This is a genomic window from Sinorhizobium sp. P24N7, assembly GCF_042436655.1.
Classification (GTDB): Bacteria; Pseudomonadota; Alphaproteobacteria; order Rhizobiales; family Rhizobiaceae; genus Sinorhizobium; species Sinorhizobium meliloti_A.
Genome location: NZ_JBHMIW010000080.1, coordinates 1 through 679, shown reverse-complemented (window position 1 = coordinate 679; position 679 = coordinate 1). Strand labels below are relative to the sequence as shown.

Sequence of the window (679 nt, the reverse complement as noted above, 5' to 3'; positions counted from 1 at the left end):
TTGCCACTGTCGTCCCCGTTTTGCTGGCCTCATTCTCGATCATCTGGATGATGACCGCGGCCGCGGACATCGGATCACGGCGCATGTTCATCGGCGTGGTTCCAGCGTGCATGGCCTCACCCGTGAGGGTGATCCGCCCTCGGGATGAGGCACATATGCCCGAAACTATGCCAACGGGCGCGCCCTCGCGTTCCAGGACGCAGCCTTGTTCGATATGCAGCTCTACATGTGCCTTAGCTGAAGCAGTCGGTCTGGCAGCCAGTTGGACCTGTTGCCAATCGATGCCAAGCTCTGTCAGCGCTTCAGCTACAGTGATCCCGTCAACATCGGATTTCGTCAGTCGTGCGGGTTCGAATTTTCCTGTCACGATCCGCGAGCCGGAATATGAGGAAGCGAAGCGGCAACCCTCCTCATCGCGGAATGCGTAGATTTCGATGGGGTGGACGGTGACAATGCCAGCGTCATTCATGCAACGAAGCGCTTCAATCGCCCCGAGAATGCCAAGAGCGCCGTCGAATTTTCCACCTTCGTGGACTGTATCGGAGTGAGATCCAGTCAGGACAGCCGGAGCTTCGGGGGTCCTGCCTTCCTTGCGTCCGATAATGTTACCCGCCTCATCCATGCGTACAGTAAGACCGGCATCCTTCATGAGCCTGGAAATCAGTTCAAGGCCCTCTTT

General features: G+C 57.4%; 1 protein-coding gene. It reads right to left on the bottom strand.

All coding sequences use genetic code 11. The features are described from left to right. On the bottom strand, positions 1-679 hold a 679-nt coding region (locus ACFHWW_RS33995; RefSeq protein ID WP_379943763.1), incomplete at both ends, for a hydantoinase/carbamoylase family amidase.